The organism is Bartonella sp. AP20NXHL (assembly GCF_042196165.1).
Lineage (GTDB): Bacteria > Pseudomonadota > Alphaproteobacteria > Rhizobiales > Rhizobiaceae > Bartonella.
In genome coordinates this window covers 154462-172750 of record NZ_JBHIPV010000003.1, presented here as the reverse complement: position 1 = coordinate 172750, position 18289 = coordinate 154462, and the positions used below count along the sequence as shown (strand labels likewise).

The 18289-nt window shown below is 35.9% G+C and carries 14 protein-coding genes; 3 read left to right on the top strand and 11 right to left on the bottom strand.

The window, feature by feature from the left end; genetic code table 11:
• Positions 1 to 124: 124 nt before the first annotated feature.
• A complete protein-coding gene (locus ACFILL_RS03110) occupies positions 125 to 682 on the bottom strand; it encodes a DUF177 domain-containing protein (RefSeq protein WP_273791380.1) in 558 nt (185 codons plus the stop codon).
• 221 nt (positions 683 to 903) lie between these two features.
• On the opposite strand from ACFILL_RS03110, the gene ACFILL_RS03105 reads away from it, so the two are divergent.
• Entirely contained in the window at positions 904 to 1383 is a 480-nt protein-coding gene (locus ACFILL_RS03105) for an outer membrane protein assembly factor BamE (RefSeq protein ID WP_375643222.1), read from the top strand.
• A 76-nt stretch (positions 1384 to 1459) separates the two neighbouring features.
• On the opposite strand, the gene nusB is transcribed toward ACFILL_RS03105, so the two are convergent.
• The 6 genes from nusB to glyA all read right to left on the bottom strand — a co-directional run bounded on the left by nusB (position 1460) and on the right by glyA (position 5996).
• Complete coding sequence (gene nusB, locus ACFILL_RS03100) at positions 1460 to 1930, bottom strand: transcription antitermination factor NusB (RefSeq protein WP_273791381.1); 471 nt, start codon at positions 1928 to 1930, stop codon at positions 1460 to 1462.
• Positions 1931 to 1932: 2 nt separating this feature from the next.
• The gene (locus tag ACFILL_RS03095; protein ID WP_273791382.1) at positions 1933 to 2388 is read right to left on the bottom strand and encodes a 6,7-dimethyl-8-ribityllumazine synthase; all 456 of its coding nucleotides are present in this window, start codon (positions 2386 to 2388) and stop codon (positions 1933 to 1935) included.
• A gap of 81 nt (positions 2389 to 2469) precedes the next feature.
• Positions 2470 to 3087, bottom strand: a complete 618-nt coding sequence (locus ACFILL_RS03090; protein ID WP_375643171.1) for a riboflavin synthase — start codon at positions 3085 to 3087, stop codon at positions 2470 to 2472.
• Positions 3069 to 4196, bottom strand: coding sequence for a bifunctional diaminohydroxyphosphoribosylaminopyrimidine deaminase/5-amino-6-(5-phosphoribosylamino)uracil reductase RibD (ribD, locus tag ACFILL_RS03085; RefSeq protein WP_273791384.1), 1128 nt, complete (start codon positions 4194 to 4196; stop codon positions 3069 to 3071). Before ribD ends, ACFILL_RS03090 begins: the two co-directional genes overlap by 19 nt.
• A complete protein-coding gene (gene nrdR, locus ACFILL_RS03080) occupies positions 4189 to 4671 on the bottom strand; it encodes a transcriptional regulator NrdR (protein ID WP_273791385.1) in 483 nt (160 codons plus the stop codon). The genes ribD and nrdR overlap by 8 nt, the downstream gene beginning before the upstream one ends.
• An 11-nt stretch (positions 4672 to 4682) precedes the next feature.
• Complete coding sequence (gene glyA, locus ACFILL_RS03075) at positions 4683 to 5996, bottom strand: serine hydroxymethyltransferase (RefSeq protein ID WP_375631269.1); 1314 nt, start codon at positions 5994 to 5996, stop codon at positions 4683 to 4685.
• 324 nt (positions 5997 to 6320) lie between these two features.
• On the opposite strand from glyA, the gene argC reads away from it, so the two are divergent.
• On the top strand, positions 6321 to 7253 hold the full coding sequence (gene argC / locus ACFILL_RS03070; protein ID WP_273791387.1) for an N-acetyl-gamma-glutamyl-phosphate reductase: 933 nt from the start codon (positions 6321 to 6323) through the stop codon (positions 7251 to 7253).
• A gap of 20 nt (positions 7254 to 7273) precedes the next feature.
• Here argC and ACFILL_RS03065 read toward each other — a convergent pair whose 3' ends face one another.
• From ACFILL_RS03065 to hfq, 4 genes are all read right to left on the bottom strand, one after another.
• Complete coding sequence (locus tag ACFILL_RS03065; RefSeq protein WP_375643173.1) at positions 7274 to 8350, bottom strand: COX15/CtaA family protein; 1077 nt, start codon at positions 8348 to 8350, stop codon at positions 7274 to 7276.
• Positions 8351 to 8497: 147 nt separating this feature from the next.
• Positions 8498 to 10324, bottom strand: a complete 1827-nt coding sequence (locus tag ACFILL_RS03060; RefSeq protein WP_375643174.1) for a hypothetical protein — start codon at positions 10322 to 10324, stop codon at positions 8498 to 8500.
• Between the two features lie 144 nt (positions 10325 to 10468).
• A complete protein-coding gene (hflX, locus tag ACFILL_RS03055; RefSeq protein ID WP_375643176.1) occupies positions 10469 to 11812 on the bottom strand; it encodes a GTPase HflX in 1344 nt (447 codons plus the stop codon).
• A 54-nt stretch (positions 11813 to 11866) separates the two neighbouring features.
• Positions 11867 to 12106, bottom strand: a complete 240-nt coding sequence (gene hfq, locus ACFILL_RS03050; RefSeq protein WP_005773461.1) for an RNA chaperone Hfq — start codon at positions 12104 to 12106, stop codon at positions 11867 to 11869.
• A gap of 654 nt (positions 12107 to 12760) precedes the next feature.
• On the opposite strand from hfq, the gene ACFILL_RS03045 reads away from it, so the two are divergent.
• Complete coding sequence (locus ACFILL_RS03045) at positions 12761 to 17320, top strand: hypothetical protein (protein ID WP_375643177.1); 4560 nt, start codon at positions 12761 to 12763, stop codon at positions 17318 to 17320.
• Positions 17321 to 18289: the final 969 nt, after the last annotated feature.

The following is an 18289-nucleotide window of genomic DNA, read 5'->3' as shown; positions in this document are numbered from 1 at the left end:
TCATTTTTAAATACATATTATGATTTTTGGCTCCTGAACACTCACACAGCACATCTTGCAAAAATATCGCTCCGCAGAAATGCCGTTTAGCATACAAATAGATATTTTTTGTATGTTTTTACAATCACTTCCAATTTTTCAAAACAGAAAATGGAGAGAATTTTTGCTCTGCTTCTTCTAAATTTTCAACCATATTCATCTGTATCCCCTCTTTACGTGGATAATGATTAATAGACAACTCAAAAAACTCTTCCATGATTGCACCAATATCAATTTTATCATCATAAAACACTTCAGGAGTATCAAGCCCCTCCACATCTAAAAACAATTCTCCTGTATCCTCTGATATTTTAGGCTTCATCAAATTTGAATCTTCAGGAACAAAAACAACCTCAATATTTTCACAAAGGATATTTTCTAATGGTTCTAATGTAACAACACATAACTGCAGTATACGCGCTTGCAATAGACCTTTTATACGCACTCCGCGTTTTTTCCACGGGAAAATATGGAATTTTCCCTCACAAGATTTTACTTCAATTAAATTATGGTTCTGGGCTAAATGTGTACATTCTTTTTTATTTGCACAAAGATGAACCCTTATACCTTTAGCAGGTAGAGAACGTACGGATATTGGATAAGCCAAAGCAAATGTCATTTGAGGAACATTTTGAACATTCATTGACAACTCCCAAACATAAAAACGCATAAAGCACTGTGTTTTTATTTATCTCAAGTATTTATGCATTTTTTTCTTTTCTAAAGAAATTCTATATGGCATAATTTGCTTTATAACAGGGAAACTCAGTGTAAGCTACGGTAGATTAAGTTAAAATTAGAAAAAACTTGAGGTTGCCTTCTTGTCCTACATCTCAGTATAAAAAGGAGATATCATTGTTTCAAATGCCTCACATAATAGCCTTAATCAAACGTAAATTATTAATTGGTCTATCAATAGCAAGCATAGGAATTCTTGCTGGGTGTAGTCTTCTTGATTCTTCAGGTTCGAGCCAAATTTATAGAGAAGGCTATGTTCTTGATAAAAATGCTTTAAGTTCTATCTCTATTGGCTCAAGTCAAGAGCAAGTTCTTTTAACTTTAGGGACCCCTTCATTAAAAACAAAATATGATAATGAAGTTTTTTATTACATCTCACAGACACGTTATCGTGGGATGCAGTTTATGAAAACAAAGATTATTGATCGCAAAGTTTTAGCCATTTACTTCAATAAAAATAATCAGGTTGCAAAAGTTGCAAATTACGGTTTACAAGATGGTCAAGTGTTTGATTTTATTACACAAACAACGCCAACTGTAACGAAAGAACATCCTTTCTTAATTCAAATTATAAAAGGCCCTGCGAATTTGCCACGCCATAACTAAATCATATAGTCTACATACCGTTTCAATATTATAGGTCTGATACTATCAGACCTAATAATAGGGGAATTTGTAGCTCTTAGAGGCGAACTTTTTTTGCCATACTGTCGAGAACTGCATTAACAAGTTTTGGTTCATCACCTTCAAAAAACGCCTTTGCTATGTCAACATATTCATTCATGACAACCGCAACGGGGACATCTTTACGGTTGATCAACTCCCATAAACCTGCTCGTAAAATTGCTCGCAATATAGAATCAAGACGTGAAAGAGACCACTCTGCTGAAAGCTGTTGATGAAGCAGAGGATCAAGCTGCTTTTGATCTTTTACAACACCCGTTATAATCGCCAAAAACCATTGAAAATCAGCTTCAAGATACTGCTCTCCATCAATATCTTTTCCCAAGCGATAAGCCTCATACTCAGCTGCCGTTTCCAACACCCCCGAACCCACGATATCCATTTGATAGAGTGCTTGAACTGCAGCGAGTCTTGCTGCTCCACGTTTATTGGCTGAACGCGGAAAATGTCTGCTTTTTATATCAGCCATATTTAACGATTATCTCCAAATCTCTTTTTTAGAGCGATCATACATAAAGCAGCTTCAGCCGCAAAACCACCTTTATTTTTATCATCTAGTTTTGCACGCACCCATGCTTGTTCTTCATTTTCAACAGTCAAAATACCATTTCCAATAGCCAAGTGCTGATGAACAGTTAAATCCATCAATGCACGACAAGAATCATTAGCAACAATTTCAAAGTGATATGTTTCACCCCGAATAACACAACCAAGAGCAACATAACCATCATACGATATCTTATTTTTTTCAGCAAAAGCTATTGCACTTGGTATTTCTAATGCTCCAGGAACCGTTACAACATCATAACTTGCTTCAGCTTTTTGCAAAGTATTCACTGCACCTCTCAAAAGCGCATCAGAAATCCCCTCATAAAAACGTGCTTCAACAATCAATACGTGAGGCTTTTTACGTATCTCTTTCATCATAATGGAATTCCACAAAAAACGAATCAAAAAAATCAGGGTTATAAAGCATAAAATTCTGAAAACGATCAAGAAAGTTTTGGCTTATTCATCTTCTCTTTTTAAAGCTAAAATTTTTGCAGCATAACGAGCAAGTTGATCAATTTCCAAATTGACCCGATCTCCAATTTTAGCTTGTCCCCACGTTGTCATTTCGAGTGTATGGCGAATAATAAGAACATCAAAAACACAGTCCTCAACACAATTAACAGTTAAAGATGTCCCATTAAGAGCAATAGATCCCTTATTAACAATGAAAGGCATAAATTGTCTTGAAACTTTTAAATAAAAACGAATTGCATCCCCTTCATTTTTTTGATCAATGATTTCAGCCAAACCATCAATATGACCAGAAACCAAATGTCCTCCCATTTCATCACCCAATCGAAGCGAACGTTCCAAATTAACAAAAGTTCCTTTTATCCATTGTGCAAGATTCGTTAAACGTAATGTTTCTTCCCACGCCTCGACAACAAACCAATTGGAATCTTCTTGTTTTAATCCTCGTTCTACAATTGTCAGACAAATTCCTGAACAAGCAATTGACGCGCCAATTGCTAAGCTTTCTATAGCATAGCGGGTAGAAATCTTTAAACGCATCCCCTGCTTTAAAGGTTGAACATCTTCAACACAACCAATATCCGTTATAATTCCTGTGAACATAATGTCTTACGTCTCCATTTATAAAAACGGTCATTTCCAAACATTCTTGTCTCAATCTCATGAAACTGCGAGAGATAATTTCCAAAATGAGGGGCTTCAATACGATTTTTGCCTAAAACAATGGGGGTATGAAAACATATCAAATGATCAACACAACCAGCATTCAAAAATTTTTCCCCTGTCTTGACGCCCCCTTCCAATAAAACACTATTAATCCCATGTTTATAAAGCATCTGTAAAAGAGCAAAGGGTTCTACACAACCATTGTTCATCTCGACCGAATAAACAGACACACCATATTGCTCCAATGCATTTTTTTTGCTTTTCTTTGAAAGATCCACATCACAAATAACCCATGTAGGAATTTTTATGGCTGTTTGGACAACTTTTGCATCAAGGGGGATAGATAAATCTGCATCCAAAATAATACGAATTGGTGAGCGCATCTCCATCCCTGGCAAGCGGCAATTGAGTTGTGGATCATCTGCTAATATAGTACCAATACCAACGAGGATAGCATTATTTTGAGCACGTAGAATATGCGTATGGGCATGAGAAAGTGTTCCACTAATTTTTACGCTGCCCTTCTCTCTTTTTCCAACACCATTATCGGCAGAAATTGCCATTTTAAAAGTAACCGCACAGCGTTGTATCTTCCTTATGCACCAATGCGTCCATAAGGATTCAAAAGCCTCTTCAGCTAAAATGCCCTCAACCACTTCAATACCCGCCGCTCGTAAAAGAGCAATACCATGACCATCAACACGCTTGTCACAATCAGTCAGCGCAACAACAACTCGAGAAACACCTGAATCAATAAGTGCATTCACACATGGCGAAGTTTTTCCATAATGCGCACAAGGTTCTAAAGTAACGTAAGCAGTCGCTCCTTGAGCCAAAGAACCTGCCATGTGTAAAGCTTGCACTTCCGCATGAGGACTCCCATGAATAGCTGTTACGCCATAGCCAACAATAAAAGCTCCCGCACCATTATCGTTTTGCACAATTAACGTACCAACAGAAGGATTCCCACCTGTAAGACCGACATGACGTTCTGCTAAACGAATAGCTGCAGCCATAAACCGTTCATCTTGCACTTTTTTATTCATCAAAACGAGATTCTGTATCCGCGATACCCTTTGACAATTCATCTATAACATCGTGAAAATCGCTTGCATTACGAAAATCTCGATACACAGAAGCAAAACGAATATAAGCAATATCATCAATTCTTTTCAATGCTTCCATCACAAGACGTCCAATTTTTTCTGAAGAAATCTCTGGTTCTCCCAAACTTTCAAGCTGACGTACAATGCCAGAAATTGCTCGTTCAATATGATCAGGATCAATATTGCGCTTACGTACAGCCACATCAACTGATCGCATTAACTTATCACGATCGAAGGGTTCACATCGTCCACTTTTTTTAGCAACCAAGAGCTCGCGCAACTGAACACGTTCAAAAGTTGTAAAACGACCACCACAAACGGAACACACACGACGGCGGCGAATCACTGCCCCCTCTTCTGCTGGACGTGAGTCTTTAACCTGTGTATCCTCATATTGGCAGTAAGGACAGCGCATCCTTTGTATCCTTAACGAGTGCTAAGATAAGAGTAAAGAGGAAATTGATTCGTTATATCTTTTACCTTTTTCTCAACAGCCATTTCAACAGCATGATTATCTTCATCACTTTTTGCGCTCCGAAGACCATCAAGAACTTCTGAAATCAGATGACCAACTTGAATAAACTCTTTTTCTAAAAAACCACGCGTTGTGGTAGCAGGTGATCCCAAACGAATTCCCGATGTTATAGATGGCGTTTCAGAATCAAAAGGAATACCATTTTTATTGCAGGTAATATGAGCGCGTCCCAAAGCCAATTCAGCACGTTTACCTGTTAGATTTTTGGAACGTAAATCAACCAACAACAAATGATTATCTGTACCACCAGAAACAATATTAAAACCATTACTCTGTAATGTTTTTGCTAAAGTTTTCGCATTAGCGACAACATTGGCACTGTAACTCTTGAAAGAGGGACGCAAAGCCTCCTCAAACGCAACAGCCTTTGCGGCAATCACATGCATTAAAGGACCACCCTGAAGACCAGGAAAAATTGCAGAATTAATTTTTTTGGATAAAGCCTCATCATTTGTCAATATTAAACCACCACGAGGACCTCGAAGCGACTTATGTGTTGTTGTTGTTACAATATGCGCATGTGGAACAGGTGAAGGATGCACGCCACCAGCAACAAGACCAGCAATATGAGACATATCAACGAGTAGATGAGCACCAATCTCATCTGCAATTTCACGGAATCGCTTCCAGTCCCATAGCCGTGGATAAGATGAACCACCCGCTATAATAAGTTTGGGCTTACGCTCTTTTGCCAGCTGCTCAACTTCATCCATATCAATAATCTGATCTTCTCTACGTACACCATAGGAAACAACATCAAACCATTTTCCTGACATATTAACAGATGAACCATGCGTAAGGTGACCACCAGCATTTAAATCTAATCCCATAAATGTGTCATTAGGCTTCAGTAAAGCTAAAAAGACAGCTTGATTCATTTGGCTACCAGAATTAGGCTGTACATTCGCAAAAGCAGCACCGAAAAGCTGTTTTGCCCTTTCAATGGCTAAATCTTCAACGACATCAACAAATTGACATCCACCATAGTAGCGGTTTCTTGGATAACCTTCTGCATACTTATTAGTTAAAACAGACCCCTGCGCTTCAAGAACCGCTCTTGAAACAATGTTCTCTGAAGCAATCAGTTCAATTTCATGTTGTTGACGCTCAAACTCCCCTCTAATTGCATCAAAAATTGCACCATCAACAGTTTGTAAACTATCATTAAAAAAGCGCTTTTGTGCGTCATTTTCTTGCTGAGTCATAAAACACATTCCTAACATAAAAAAATAAAGTCAAGAAACGATAACACAGCAAACCATGCAAACCAAACATTTTAAACCACTTACACTCAAAAATAATGAAGCAAATATTTATCTTATTCTTTGTTATAAAAACAGCGAAAAACTTCCCTCTCAAGAATGGTAAAAAATGAGATTACATTTCTTTTTTTTACACTCTTAATTTGTTTACACCTTTTACAAAAAATATCTATAATTTAAAGAAATTCAATAATTTAATGATTAGAAATAATTTATAATGTGAAAAGCTGAATATAATAGGCAAAGTTAATACGAAGGCAAATAAGAATGCTAACCAAAGTTTTTATTGATGGTGAACATGGCACAACCGGACTACAAATACAAAAACGCTTAGAAAGGCGTACAGATTTAAAACTACTCTCTCTAGCTCATAAAGATCGCCATAATGTTCATCTGCGACAAGACTATCTTAATCAAGCCGATATTGCTATTTTGTGTCTTCCAGATGATGCTGCACGCGAAACAGTTCATTGGCTTAAAAAAAATAAAAACATTAGGATTATTGATAGCTCGACAGCCCACCGTGTTGCACCAGACTGGGTTTACGGTTTTCCTGAAATGACAGCAGGACAAAGAAAGCGCATCCAAGCTGCACATTATGTAACCAATCCCGGATGCTACCCTACCGGGGCCATTAGTTTGATTCGCCCCCTCCGTGAAGCAGGACTACTAGACGCCTATTATCCCATCTCGATTAATGCAATCTCCGGCTATACTGGTGGTGGGAAACAGTTGATTTTACAAATGGAAAATCAATCTCAACAAAATATTCAGGACAATTATTTTATCTATGGTCTTAATCTTGAACACAAACATGTGCCAGAAATCAAAATCTATGGACAAATCAATCAAACCCCACTTTTTATACCAAGTGTGGGTCGTTTTTCTCAGGGAATGATTGTGAATCTTCCTCTGCACCGCCATTTATTCACAAAATCAGCAAACTGTTCTGATTTGCGCGAAATTCTCGCAAACCATTACGATGGACAAAATACCATTTTAGTTGCATCACAAGAAGAAACTGCTTCACTTCAAAGACTTAATCCAGAGTGTTTAGCCAATAAAGATGATATGAAACTGTTCGTATTTGGAAATGATCGTGAAGGTATTTTTAATCTCAGCGCCATATTCGATAATTTAGGAAAAGGCGCATCAGCTGCGGCTATACAAAACCTCGATTTAATGCTTTCAAGCGACTAAACCTCCTTAAACACAAACTTTTATTCAACAACGCGATATGCCCCTTTTGTTGCTCGCCAGTGCGCAACCGCAAAACATAACACTGCTAGTGCCATACTTTGATGAATGAGCCCTAAACTTATCGGAACCTCATGTAACAGTGTTAAGATACCCAAGAGTGCTTGGATAATAATCATAACACAGATAAGAAATGCACGACGAGAATGGGTTGAATGTGGAACATTTTTTTGTACGTAGAAAGCATGAACAACTGAGACAATAAATAAAAAATAAGAAAAAAACCGATGAATAAATTGAACCATTAAGGAATTTTCGAATAAATTGAGCCAAACAGGATGATGTTGCAACAATCCATCAGGAATAATCTGCCCATCCATAAGCGGCCATGTATTATAGACTTTTCCAGCATGAAGCCCTGCAACCAAAGCTCCGAAATAAATCTCTATCAAGACGAGAATAACAAGCCAAGCCGCAAAATATTGCACCTTTTGATTTGCTGGCTTTTCTGAGTATTCTGCAAGTCCTCGAGATAAATAAGTAACAAAAACAATAACAAAACATGCCGTTATAAGATGAAATGCCAAACGATATTGGCTCACACTTGTTAAATTACTTTGCCCAATCCCTGAAGCAACCATCCACCAACCAATAAAGCCTTGAAAGGCGATAAGAATAGGCACGACAATAAGCGGAAGTAAGATATTTTTTTCAACACGCTTAGTCGCCCAAAACCAAATGAGCCCCAATAAAGCAACAAGACCAACAAGACGCCCAAGAAAACGATGCGCCCATTCCCACCAAAAAATGACCTTAAAAGCACTTAAAGTCATATCAGGATTAAGCAGCTTATACTGTGCTATCTGTTGATATTTTAAAAATTCCTCTTGCCATTGATCCGCACCAATCGGTGGAATAACGCCATGTATTGGCTTCCATTCCGTTATAGATAATCCTGATCCCGTCAAACGAGTAGCGCCACCCACTAAGACAATTGCCAAACAAAGCAATAAAATAGAGTAAAGCCACACCTGTATTTGTTTTCTATTTTTCTTTTGCACAGATGTTAAAATGCTATTGTTTAATCTCTTTACTGCCATCTCTGATTGCCCCACGCTTCTCTCCAACTAAAATGCATTTTAAAATTTAAACATTAACTCTTTGTCTATTTTAGTATGTACTACAACTTTAGCAAAAAACAAGCATACCACTATAACATGCGATACATATTTCTTTTTTTACGAAGCTTATGATGCAACAATGCGATAAACAGTCTTTGGAAAGCTGTCTACCATCCGCATCATCCATTCTTGTTCATTAAGAACAGTATTACAAATATAATAGTCTGTTAGCTCTGCAAATTGCTCAAATCCATATTTTGGTTCACTTGCCATCTCTAGGATGATAAAATCATATTCTTTTTTAAATTCTTGTAATATATGAGAAATATCATTTGAAAAATCTTGTGCAGAAATAGCACTTGTTAACCCCTGAGGAAGAATATCAACCCCCGTATCATAATCACGGTAAATAACATCATGCAACTTGGCATTGCCCGTTAAAATATCACTCAGTCCGCGATGTGGGCCAATGACTTTCTCTATTTGTTGACCAGAAATATCGACCAACAAAATTGTTTTATTCTCTTTTGTGAGATGAAGTGAAAGCTTTGCCGCTGTCCGTGCTGCCTCTGGTCCAATGATTGAAACAATGGTTGAAGCACGCCATTTCAAAACATCAGATAATCCCTCTATCGTAATAAAAGCTTCAAAATTTTTCATTTCTTGAGAGACTAAAATACTCTCATTCTTCTTAAGAGCATTTTCTTTTGATATCAAATCCTCTTCTGAAAGTTGGTCTTTTTTGCTTTTAAAGCACGGATAAAATAACAATATTCCTAGCAAAAGAGTAAGGAAGCTGGCCAATGCACTCACAAGAATATTTTTTCCATAAAGAGCCATAAAAGAAATTGGTGCTAACGTTGTTGGCATAACCACGTGGATATTTGCATTTTGTAAGAGAAGAGGATCATCACTCAATCTCCGATATGAATCAATATTTTTTTCTCTTCGTTGAGCAGACTTGCTCATCGCTTCATTTTGTGCATCGACTGCTGCTTTTATTTTATTTTCAAACTCGTTAAATATTTCATTCAAAGATTGGGATTGATCTTTTACAAAAAAGTTCATTCTTTTTTTGAGCTGTTTTTCTAATTCCGTTGCAATAACCTCATCTGAATGAACTTGATAAACGATTTGTAAAATTTTATTTTTTAATTGATGAGAAACTGTCTCTAATTCTGCAGTCATCGCTTTAATTTGAGGATGTGTCCACCCCAATTGCGCAGCCATATGTGCTCTTTGTGTTTCCAAGAGGTCACGTTTAGATTCCAGAGAAACAATTGCTGAATTGCCTGCAATAAACGATAAAGACAGTAAAGACTGCCCATTTTCACGCATCATATTAATTGTTGAATTCAAACTTGTTAAATGAATACGCTTTAAAGTTGCTTGCGTTAATTGCATCGAAAGATCATGAAGCTCTGTTTGTTTTACACCATGCTGAATAAAAGAATCAACAGATTTACGAAATTCCTGCACGATATTAACGATTGCAGTATTATCATATTGTTTGTCTTCTAATTTATCATTTAACAAAAATTGTTTCTGTTTTATGATTGCTTGTGAAAATGCGGAAAACCAAATTTCCAAACCACGTTGAGCTGCTTCAAGTGTCTCGGCTTCAAAAGTAAGATCGATAAAATCACCATGACGCGATAAATGGATATTTTCATGATTTTTTTTCTTATAAGAAGCACTTAAAGAAAAATTCGAATCATTGAAGAACATAGGCTGTGAAAACAAAAAAGCGATAACATCGTCTTGCTTTTTAATTGGTAATGGTTTTCCTACAGAATCAGATAATGAAAATACTAAAGTTGCTTGGTAACCACGGGGCTGGACAAAATAATACAACCAAATCAAAGATACACATAGCATTTGTAATAGCAAAACAATCAAAATGCTTCGCCATACGGTACGTACGAATAGTCTTTTATTACACTTAAGACTCATCTTTATTTTAACCAGCAAAATACTTCTTCATATTGTTTTATTAAGAGAAAGTAGTAACTATCCTCTTAATTTGCTGTCATATTATTTTGAGATAAGAAAAACATAAAATTTAAGCATAAATGTTCAACAATAGCTTTAAAGAACTTAATTCATATTTTTTTTGATATTCTCTAATTGCTTTTTTGCTTCAGAAGTAATAACGGCTCTAATGGTAATAGACCCATCATCATGTCCTTCTTGCACTATTTCCGCAGAGTTTTCATAAAACCAATCGATAAGCGACATTTCATGAGGCTGTAAAAGATATTCAATGCTTTGCACCTCTCCAAAAATTCGCACTTCAATGGCTCTTAATAATTGATCAAGTCCATCCCCTTTAAGTGCTGATACCATGAGAGCAGGATTTAATCGTGTTTTTGCGCTTGTTTGTAAAACACTCAATGCTTGCCCATCCAACATATCAATCTTGTTCCAAACTTCTATGATATGCTCCATATCATCAATATCGATATCGAGACTTGAAAGCACTTCTAAAACATCTTGAGCATGTGCTCGATGATCAAGATCTGACATATCTCTTACATGAAGAATGAGATCCGCTTCAACCACTTCTTCAAGGGTTGCTCTAAAAGCTGCAATCAAATTTGTTGGCAAATTAGAAATAAACCCTACAGTATCAGACAAAAGAATAGTTTTTCCATGGGGAAGGACAACTTTGCGCAAAGTCGGATCAAGCGTTGCAAATAACATATTTTTTGCTAAAACATCTGCACCGCTTAAACGGTTAAAGAGAGTTGACTTTCCTGTATTCGTATATCCTACCAGTGCCACAACAGGATAAGATGTTTTTTTCCTTTGTGCTCTATGAAGTGCACGTGTTTTAATAACCGTTTCTAATTCGCGGCGAATACGAATAATTTTCTCTTGTAAAAGACGCCTGTCTGCTTCAATTTGCGTCTCACCAGGTCCACCTAGGAAGCCACGCCCTCCCCGTTGCCTTTCCAAGTGTGTCCAACTACGCACAAGCCTCCCTTTTTGATAGGACAAACGCGCTAACTCTACTTGCAAAACTCCTTCTTTTGTTCGTGCACGATCCCCAAAAATTTCAAGAATCAAAGCCGTTCTATCGATAACTTTACAATTCCATAATTTTTCTAAATTACGCTGCTGTACTGGCGTTAAAAAGTGATCTACAATCGCAAGCTCAATAGAATATTCATCTATATAACAGGTTAACGCATCTACTTTACCTTTTCCAAAGAGAGTCGCAGAGCGAGGCGTTGCAATATTAATCGTTTCATAATTAACAACTTCTAACCCTATAGCACGCGCTAACCCTAATGACTCTTTAACACGAGAAGATACAGAACACTCTCTCAAAGAGCTTTCACTTCTATTTTCTTGAAAAAACGGTATCAAAACAAGTGCGCGCACCTGTCCTGTGTTCTGCGCAAATACCCCTCCTAATCTCTCATTTTCATTTATCATAGCAATCTAAGTACTTTTAAAATGGGATAAGAGGTCTATCTTAAAATGATATGTTTACTCAGGACTTTCACCCTCAAACATCTGTACAGGCTGCCCAGGCATAATCGTAGAAATAGCATGCTTATAAACCAATTGCGCGTGTCCATCTCGGCGTAAAAGAACACAAAAATTATCAAATGAAGTTACAATACCCGTGAGTTTAACGCCATTGACAAGAAAAATTGTAAGGGAAATTTTTTGCTTACGCACCGTATTTAAAAACACATCTTGTAGGTGTTGTGATCGCTCTGCCATTATTCTTACACCTTTATCTAGATTGCATAAAATATTCGTGCATGCATATCGACTGAAAAATATCCAATTGTCAACGTAGAAGCTTCAAAATTCAGCAACAAACAACTGAAATTAGAGAAAAAACGGCTCTTTAAGGCAATAATAAAGTACAGCTTACGAAAAGCTATACTAAATTAAAAATTTTTCCACGTTTACTTTTTTATGAGCTTACAATTCAAAGGCATACTTTTATACGTGCTAAGCTATTACAGACTATATGTGATGATGAAACTGCTTCGTTTAGAATCAATAAAAGTAAGCGGACAACAACATTTATTAACGATTATCGGTATTAAAGAGAAGCGTTCGCACCTTACTGTATATATAACTGCTATTAAATTGTCCTTATTTCAAAGACTGCCGGCTTATAAAGCTTTTTATAAACACAAGTTGTAAACAGTATTTTTGTTTTTGTTAGATTTAAATAATAAATTGTTTTTACTATATTTTATAACATTTTTAAACAGGGTATAAGAAACTGCGTTAACTTTATCTTGATAAGTTTTTAAAATTTTTCCCTAAGCATATTCCTTTCTAAATAATTAACAGCTAGTATATAGAAATTATGTGGAAGAGGACGTATCCCTTTTCCGGCTGTAAGAGTACGAGGCGAGTATGGCACGCAGAACCAAATTGCAAACATTTGAAGTTGAAGTTGAAGAAGCCCTCACAAAAGCTATGAACTTTGATTTCGATGACACAGGATTTGAAACGATATCATCCAATAATTCTGAAAATGTTGTTAATGTCGATGATCTGATTCAAAAAATTGCAATGGCAGAAGAAGAATTTTTTGCTGAAAACGGTACGTCAACTTTTGTTTCTAATATTCATGATGAAGCTGTTATTGATAAATCCGTTGTTGAACAGCTTTTTGCTCCAAAACCTTCACCTGATATTTCAGGTGGAACTGTTCGTAATACATTATTGCCTACAAAACTTCTTCCTGCAAATGATGATATAACAACCCCTGTAAATTTTGGACCATTCAAGCAGCGTTCTTCCTCTCGAGTCTACTGGTATACAACAGCGCTTAGTGCTTTATGGGCAACGGGAGGAGCTTTTATTGCGCATAAGCTCGCACCTACCGGACTCAGCTCCTTATCCAATATCAGCACTTTTGTTACATCCCCAACAGGACTTGCTGTAGCAGCCGGAACAGCAATTCCTATCCTTATATCTTGGGGCGTTGCTCAATTAACAAAACGTTCAAACGACTTGCATAATATTGCGCTTCTTATGACCAATGCTGCACAGCGCCTTAGTGAACCACAACATCTATCTGAAAAACAAGCTATTGCTATAGGGCAAACCATTCGTGAAGAAGTAGCGGCAATGAACGAAGGTATTGAACGTACCCTCGGACGTGCTGTTGAACTTGAAGCAATCATACAAGGTGAAGTTCACAATCTAGAACAAGCCTATGCTGAGAATGAATCACGCATTCACACATTAATCAAAGAATTGAGTAATGAACGCATAGCCATTTTGAATCACGCAGATCGCGTACAATCAACAATTAAAGGAACCCAAGAACAACTGAGTGATGAATTTGGTTTGGTTACCTCTAACATTGTGACCAATGTTGAAAAGCTTGCACAAACCCTTTCTCAAACTTTACAAAAACAAGGTGAAGACCTTGTTGAAAAACTTTCCCATGCCGGTGATGGCGTAACAAATCAACTTGTTGAAAAATTTAACAAAACAACAACACAAATTCAGCAGAAAAACACGGAATTTTTTCATGAATTAGGAAAAAACTTTGATGGTTTTGCAAAACGATTTGATCATAATGAAAAACAAATAGAAAAAACCTTTAATGAAACAGCTGAAAAAGCGGAAGTACATGTTGCTAAAATTGCAACACATATACAAGCAGTAACAGATCAAACTTTGCACGCTGTCGATGAAAAGTTTAAAGCCTTGGATAAAGCTCTTATTGATCGTAATAATCAATCTCTACAGAATTTTGATGAGAAGATCTTAAAGCTCGACGACCAAGCACATAAACTCTCTTCTAAATTTGATAACGTAACCTCGCAAGCAATTGGAGCCTTTGAACAACGTTTAGCAACTGTTGATCTTTCTCTTAAAGAACATAGTGATTCCATCATTGATTCCTTTATAGAACGCAGTCAGGCTTTAGAGGATAATGCTGAAAAACTTGGTAATTTCTTGGAAGCTCATGTCTTGAAAATAAATGAGAACCTCCAAGAAAAAACAGCAGACATTACCCATGCATTTACAAATGGACGTGAAGCCATTCTTTCTGCAATTGATAAAAGTAAAGAAAGTCTGAGAGAAGAAATTCAATATGTCGACAATGCCATTGTTGATATCATACAAGAACGTTCACAAGATTTTAAAGTACAACTTTCTGATCAACGAGCTCTTATGGCAGACATGCTCGATAACGAGAAAAATAAAATTGCGGATACATTAAGAAATCAAATTGATGTTTTGTCCCAAAATACTTCTCATATTGAAAAAGTTTTGGCTGATAATGTTCAAGTCGTTGATAAACAAGCTGAAAATCATATTACAAACATCATTCAATGCACTGAAAAGCTACAAGATGTCATTGTACAAAGCTGCAATACAACCCAAGATGCTTTAGAAGCACAGGCGAGAAATATTGATATCCGTGCCGATGCTCTGCGCGACTCTTTAGCGATTAATAGTTTTTCTCTCAATGAAGTTCTTGCCGATCAAGCACGCACACTTGAGCAACGCATGGAAACAATCCATAACCTCATTGCAAAAAGTGATATACGTGTCGATGTTGCATTGAAACAACAAATAGATTTAGTTGAGAGTGCAATTGTCGCCAATAATAAAAACATTACTGAAACGGTTCAAGATCATATCAGAAACCTTGAAAACCATGCCGAAATTTTAAAGAATACTCTTTCTCAATCGAGTGGTGTTTTCTTTGAAACCCTTGAAACACGTATGGAATCATTTGATACAGATCTAGAAGATCGTGCACACAAAATTTTTGAACGAACAACAACGCTAGAGGAAACATTATCTGAAAAATTCAGCCAAATCTGTGAAGCCATTGATATGCAAACATCTGTTATTGAGGAACGTTCTGACACGTTAAAAACGTCTCTCATTCTTAATAATGAGCAAAGTCAGATAATTCAACAAGCGCTGGAAAGTAGTGTTGACAATATGCGTGTAACCTTAGAAGACTCTGTTAATACAGTTACAGATAACCTGCATAATAAGATTATAAAAGCTTCTGATATTCTTTCTTCTACGAGTGAACAAATTCTTTCATCTGTTACAAATGTTACTGCACAAGCAGAAAATATTCTCTCAGAATCAGGCAATCGCATTGTATCAAATGTCAAAAAAACTGTTTATGATACCAGTGAAAAAGTTCTGTCCGTTCTGTCTGAACAAACAGCGCATACTGTTGAAGCTTTCGCAACAGCCAGTCATAATGCACAAGCATTATTGAATGAAACTATTCACACATCAACAACAGCAATAGAGCAAGTCCTTAATGAACGCTGTGATGTTCTTCATCACTCTATGCAAAATCTTAAAAATAATTTAGGATATCAGCTCTCTGATGTCACGAGCCGTCTGGAAGATGCTGGAAATCAAACAACAACACAAATTTCACAACATGTTGGAAAAATAACAGAGCTTACAAATCACTTAAATCAAGCAGCGCAAAATACGACAGAATCAATTGATTCTTTAACACAGCATATCGGTGAACAACTCTCTCTTTCCACACAAGATGCTGAACAAAGAATTTATGCACATAATGAATCTTTAGTGAATAGCTTAACCAAAGCCAACTCTGAAACACTTCAAACAATAACGATTATGAAGGAAGAACTTGTTAATAATGTCTCATCCATCTTAACACAGTTGAATCAATCAATTCACAATTTTCACGAAAATAGTAATGTTTTATTATCGGCTGTTCAAAATATTGATGGGCAGTTTAATGAGAGTACGAATAATTTTTTCCGCAACACGGACCAAGTAGCAGAGCGTTTGTCAGCCTCAAATCAAGCGCTCAATACTAATGTTGAAATTCTGCAAGGACTTTCAAAGAGTACCTTTGAACAAATTAATCATATAACGAGCAGTTTTGGTGAACATGCAAAGACACTTTCCCAAACTATTCATGTTCTTGAACAGTCTGAAAATTCACTTAGTGCAACACTTGAAGAAAAACATAATACGCTTTCTGTATTAAGCGATGCTCTTGTTTCAAAGTCTCATGAAATTAATCAAATGATTGGGCATTATGAAAAAATCTTCAACTTAGCACTTGAACGCTCTGATAAGAATGCGCGTAATTCTACAAATTCATTCCAACAATCACTTAATAAGCTTGTTAGTGAAGCATCAACGCGTTTTTCAGAAGCAGCAGAAGATATACGTCGCTCCGCTGATGAAGTTCGTTTAGAGCTTTCAAAGATTAATAATGATATCAATGAAAATGTAAAAAAACTTCCAGAAAAAACAAAAGAAACAACGCAAACAATTCGCACAGCTTTGAATGAACAGATTACAGCGTTACAAGATTTAGTCAGTGTTATACAAAATGATCAAAAGAGCGTACAAAAACAGCTAATATCAGCATTTCCTACATCATCAATATTTAATCAAAAAAGTGACAGTTCCACTGAGTCTGTTAAAAAGATTGTGCCACCTAAGCCTATCTTGCAACAAGATCAAAGCAAAAAAAGACCAAATAAATGGGTATCAAATCTCTTAGAAAGAGCTTCACGTGAAGAAACATTTTATGATGCTCCCCCTAGTGATGATGTTTTAACATCAGTGCAAACAAAACCATCTCCTGCAAACTGCTCTCTTAATTCATTAGCTTCTGGTATAGTGCAAGCTATTAATCACAATGCCATTGTTGAGCTATGGGATCATTATCAACGTGGACAAAAAAACATCGTAACAGAACGCCTTTATACCTTAAATGGACAAAAAATATTTGAAATGATTAAGAAAAAATATATGAGCGATTTTGGGTTTAAACGTTCAGTGAATCAATATGTTACAGATTTCGAAAAGCTCTTACGTGATATATCGCGCAGTTCTGGCTCTTCCAACTCAGTTCGCAAGTACTTGATATCAGATACCGGAAAAGTTTACACTATGCTTGCTCATGCAAGTGGTCGAATCCAATAACAAATAAGAAAAGTGGAAAAAATATTTTTTCCACTTTCTCTCTCTCTCCAGTTGTTTTAATGGCTTATCATAGAGTACTTTTCTTTCAACTGTAGCTTTGTACTTCAAGGGTTGGGATAATTGGCATGCGAGTTTTCTTTGATATCCTAAGCAATAACCCTAAAGAAGCGTAATGGCTTATCAAACAACATATCATTCTAAGAATGATAAAGCATGTTTTCTATTTCCTTATCTTTTTCTTAACTTCTTTATTTTTCATAGTTTCATAAAGGTACAAAATCGGTAATAATTATTTTTATTAATTGTGAAAAAAATTCATGCTTTTGTATTAAAATAGCTTATAGAAACACTTCTATTTATTTTTTTAATGTTTTTATCCACATATTACTCTCGTTTGAATTATGTAAGTAAATGTTTTTTTATTATATTAGGTGAATTTGAAATAAAAGAAGCTTATTGTATTCAAATTTTCTATTCAACATACGAGATGATTCATTATAAATTATAAAGTAACGCATTATACGGAATATATGAACTTTAGGTATAAAACATGCAATTACAGCTGTTTCGGATATACTTTTCGTTTATTAAAACACAGATTTGTAAGTATATTAAAAATATACAGCTCGCATTATTAAGAGTTCAATTGAATAATAAACAAAATGACTTTCATTTTTAAAGTTCCAGTTTCCTTTTAAATAGCTGCAAAAACAATTTATAAATTGCAAATTGTTATTTAAAATTTCTTCTATCTCCCTATAGAAATTTAAATAAAGAAGATGAAGTTAATAGAAAACACTCTTCTTTTTTTTCCTTAATTTGTAAGCATTGCAAAAAAAATAATGGCTTGGTAATGTAATCATTAGTAATATTTTATTTGTTTGTAGACTAATCAATTTTTACGCGTTTTATTAAGGAAAGAAAAAGCTAATCGTGCTGCTATCAATGAAATTATTCATTGTGCACAAA

Bases quoted from the DNA above. Each gene is read 5' to 3' on its own strand.
- hfq (WP_005773461.1), bottom strand. From the start codon at position 12,106: ATGGCAGAGCGATCACAACACCTACAAGATGTGTTTTTAAATACGGTG.
- ACFILL_RS03045 (WP_375643177.1), top strand. From the start codon at position 12,761: ATGGCACGCAGAACCAAATTGCAAACATTTGAAGTTGAAGTTGAAGAA.
- ACFILL_RS03060 (WP_375643174.1), bottom strand. From the start codon at position 10,324: ATGAGTCTTAAGTGTAATAAAAGACTATTCGTACGTACCGTATGGCGA.
- ACFILL_RS03110 (WP_273791380.1), bottom strand. From the start codon at position 682: ATGAATGTTCAAAATGTTCCTCAAATGACATTTGCTTTGGCTTATCCA.
- ACFILL_RS03090 (WP_375643171.1), bottom strand. From the start codon at position 3,087: ATGTTCACAGGAATTATAACGGATATTGGTTGTGTTGAAGATGTTCAA.
- ACFILL_RS03095 (WP_273791382.1), bottom strand. From the start codon at position 2,388: ATGATGAAAGAGATACGTAAAAAGCCTCACGTATTGATTGTTGAAGCA.
- nusB (WP_273791381.1), bottom strand. From the start codon at position 1,930: ATGGCTGATATAAAAAGCAGACATTTTCCGCGTTCAGCCAATAAACGT.
- ACFILL_RS03065 (WP_375643173.1), bottom strand. From the start codon at position 8,350: ATGGCAGTAAAGAGATTAAACAATAGCATTTTAACATCTGTGCAAAAG.
- ribD (WP_273791384.1), bottom strand. From the start codon at position 4,196: ATGAATAAAAAAGTGCAAGATGAACGGTTTATGGCTGCAGCTATTCGT.
- nrdR (WP_273791385.1), bottom strand. From the start codon at position 4,671: ATGCGCTGTCCTTACTGCCAATATGAGGATACACAGGTTAAAGACTCA.
- hflX (WP_375643176.1), bottom strand. From the start codon at position 11,812: ATGATAAATGAAAATGAGAGATTAGGAGGGGTATTTGCGCAGAACACA.
- glyA (WP_375631269.1), bottom strand. From the start codon at position 5,996: ATGACTCAGCAAGAAAATGACGCACAAAAGCGCTTTTTTAATGATAGT.
- ACFILL_RS03105 (WP_375643222.1), top strand. From the start codon at position 904: ATGCCTCACATAATAGCCTTAATCAAACGTAAATTATTAATTGGTCTA.
- argC (WP_273791387.1), top strand. From the start codon at position 6,321: ATGCTAACCAAAGTTTTTATTGATGGTGAACATGGCACAACCGGACTA.